The organism is Stieleria sp., assembly GCF_041595215.1.
Taxonomy (GTDB): domain Bacteria; phylum Planctomycetota; class Planctomycetia; order Pirellulales; family Pirellulaceae; genus Stieleria; species Stieleria magnilauensis.
Map to the genome: position 1 here is coordinate 1 of NZ_JBFHKV010001055.1, position 2974 is coordinate 2974.

4 protein-coding genes are annotated in these 2974 nt (G+C 57.4%); 2 read left to right on the top strand and 2 right to left on the bottom strand.

Annotation, left to right across the window (positions count from 1 at the left end; all coding sequences use genetic code 11):
- Window positions 1-208 precede the first annotated feature (208 nt).
- Together ABX749_RS27925 and ABX749_RS27930 are read left to right on the top strand one after the other, a co-directional pair.
- Window positions 209-583, top strand: a complete 375-nt coding sequence (locus tag ABX749_RS27925) for a hypothetical protein (RefSeq protein WP_372898917.1) — start codon at window positions 209-211, stop codon at window positions 581-583.
- A gap of 826 nt (window positions 584-1409) precedes the next feature.
- Entirely contained in the window at window positions 1410-1997 is a 588-nt protein-coding gene (locus ABX749_RS27930; protein WP_372898918.1) for a hypothetical protein, read from the top strand.
- Between the two features lie 55 nt (window positions 1998-2052).
- Here ABX749_RS27930 and ABX749_RS27935 read toward each other — a convergent pair whose 3' ends face one another.
- Both ABX749_RS27935 and ABX749_RS27940 read right to left on the bottom strand, forming a co-directional pair.
- The gene (locus ABX749_RS27935) at window positions 2053-2355 is read right to left on the bottom strand and encodes a hypothetical protein (RefSeq protein WP_372898919.1); all 303 of its coding nucleotides are present in this window, start codon (window positions 2353-2355) and stop codon (window positions 2053-2055) included.
- Between the two features lie 172 nt (window positions 2356-2527).
- The coding region (locus ABX749_RS27940; RefSeq protein WP_372898920.1) for a hypothetical protein at window positions 2528-2974 on the bottom strand (447 nt) is incomplete at its 5' end.

Genomic DNA, 2974 nt, shown 5'->3' on the forward strand with positions numbered 1-2974 from the left:
CAAGCGTTGAGTCAACAACTTTCGCTCGTCCTCCACGCACCATAAATCGTGCTGCGTATCGTCAAGATCACCGACGGTCATGTTGTGAATCGAGTGGGAGAAAAACTGAACCGATGTCGGTCTGGGCTCGTAAGAAAACTGCATCGGGCGCGTCGAATCGTTCGACCTCGTCTGCGTGTGTTTCGTCTGTCTTTCGAAGGGTCTCGCGATGGCTGGTGACTTGTCGAGTGAATCATCGAAGTCCTCGGCAACCCCATTCGGAGATTCCGGCGACGTTTCCCCCGTCGAAGCCGAATTGGTGCGGCCGGTGCTGAGGCGTGAGGTCGTCGCTGTCGCTCTTTGGACGCTGATTGCGGATCTGTTGATCTTTCGCGCCTACGGATTCAGCGGACCTGGTTTGTTCTTTGGGCTCGTGCCGCTGTTGTTCTTCATTGGCTGCGATGAACTCCGCCGCGGACCAACTTGGAAGTTGACTGTCGCTTTTCTACTGCTGGTTGCCGTTCGTCTGATTTGGTCCGGTTCCGGATGGACGATCTTTTCGGGTGTCGTGCTTGTGGTGGCGCTCGCGATGTCGGCGGCTTGACCAATGCGGACGTACGCGTCAACGACGGCAGCAAAACAGAAGCATGACGCAAGCGGACGAACGACCGTATGCACTGAAGTCGGCGGACAGCTGATTACGATTTGGCACCACCCACAAGATACGCGGGACAACGATGGGCAATGTAACTACTAGAAAAATTTGCGGGGGGGGCCCTGCGATTTGTGGTGGGCACCGTTTGACGTGTGGACGGTCTTGTTTTGCCGCCTACGCCCCTGGTACGACTCCGAGCCGCGGAGGAGAACCAGGCTCGATCAGCCGCTGATGCTTCTTCCCGTAGGAGTCATGGCCTCCATCCTTCAATGAGTCGGGAATGACGTTGGTCTTTGGCATCGATGCACCGAGTTTTTTTGAGATTCGCTCGTGGCTCCTGAGGCTCTTGGAGGTGTTGGAGTACCAGCCTGTCGTCGACGTTTCTTCACGCGCTCGCTGCAGGAACGGGCCGAGAGCTGCCGTCAAAGGATCGGCCTCAGGCTTACTTGGTTTGCCGTGCTTGCCTCGTCCCATTTCGGCGATTTTGGCCCGTCCGAGGATCAAGGTGCCGATGAATGCCCTCGCTGCGTGCTTAGGGTGCCGAACGGGCGCAGCAGTGATTCACACCCGTTGTCTTGCCGAGCCTGCCATTGTGGGTTAGCAGGAACACCCCTAGTCTGTCTTCCGCAATGCCGGTCAATCGGGGCCAACCAGACGGCCGCTCAATTCTTGGGAGAGAACAGTGAAAGACGATGCGATACGGATTCTTCGCCTTCTGTTGGCTGTCCTTGCGGTGACCACCTCCGCGTCTACTTTGCACGCCGACCCCGATCCCGTGGCGAACACCGTCTCCGGCAGCGTGGCGGATATCAACCACACGACGCACGTGATGGGTCGGGCATTCAGGGTCCAATTCAAAGAGATCAAGTACGGCGGAAAACTGAAAAGCGTCGAGGTTCTCGATGACGCGTCCGTGCAAACCATCGTTCAAGTCCGATTGAGTGACGTCAAACTCATGATCAATCGCACAAACGTCCAGGGCGCGCGCCAGCACGCATCCTGTGGACCGATTGAAATGAAACTCGGTACCCTTCGCGATCTCGTGGTCGAGTTTGAAGTCAAGCGAAACAAGGACGCTGAACTCACCTTGGTCGACTCCAAACTGAAGCTCGATTCCGACAACCTGCAAATCGGCGCACCGCGTTGGGTCCAAGCTCAAGGCATCGGCATGAACAACAGCAACGTTGCCAATGGGCTGCGTAGCGGACTGAATTCCAATCTACCGCTACTCAAACGATTGCTGTCGGCTGAACTTCCCAAGGTGTTCCGCCAAATCGAAGACCAGATCGCGGGCAAAGTCAGCGCCACTGAAAAAGTCAGCGCCCCTGAAGTCGTGAACGTCGCCGAGCTGCCGACTCACTAACGGCAACTCCTGGAATGATTGATTCGTGCCGGTGACGAGCGGCGATTAAAACCGTTCAATCGTCCGTGCCAACATTGCCGCCGTAGTCTGCGAAGATCGTTTTCACATGGGCCGCCAAGGTGTCGACGAGCGCCGGATCATCGGACGACAGTGGCGTGTTCCGATCAAGCTGTCCGTTCCGGGCAGCGAGCACGATTGCGGCCAATACATGCTCCACATCGACGGGCAGATTCGTCGGTTCTTCTAGCTGGAGCGCCAAGTCGAACAGCACGTCTGCGACGGAGGGATCAACGCTCGCTTGTCCCGATGCGGTGACGGAAATTCCCGGCACAAGTTGATGTTGGTTGGTCCGGTTCATCAACGCTCACAACGCTCCACGGGTGGATACCGCGATTGACCGTTCAATCTCCCCTCGCTCCGCTCGACCCTCCTGCCAGGAGGGTGACTTCCCAAGCTGGACGGTCTCTGAGGGCTGGGCACCGATGATTGCTGGATCCGATTTTTCTGCCATCTCTCGACCTCTGTCGCCCCTAGCGTTCGAACTCGGGTTTGGGGCGACTTTCCACCGGTCCCCAGAAATGCGGTTTCCCGTTCTGGCCCGAATCGCCGTCTGGGGAAGTCCATGTTGTGCCGTCGGGTAGATCGACCGAAATTTGATAATCGCTGAACGGTGCGAGCGCGTAATACCAAGCAGGCTGGTCGTCCGTTGAACGTGCTTCGATCGCGACCAGCAGTTCCGTATCGGTTCCCTGACAGAAACCGAAGATCGCTCCGTAATCGATCCCCGCATCGGCGTCGGTGTATTCGTAAAACGGCTTCGGCACCGATCGTAATTCCCAGCTCTGGCCTTCCGGCGTCGTCGTCTTGACACTCAAACGGCGGGGGAACTGTCTGGCTTGAAGCTTCATCCGTCGAAGGTCCGACGCGGGGGCGGGAAGGTTGTCCGAACGGTTCCATTGCAGTCCGGCATCAGGACA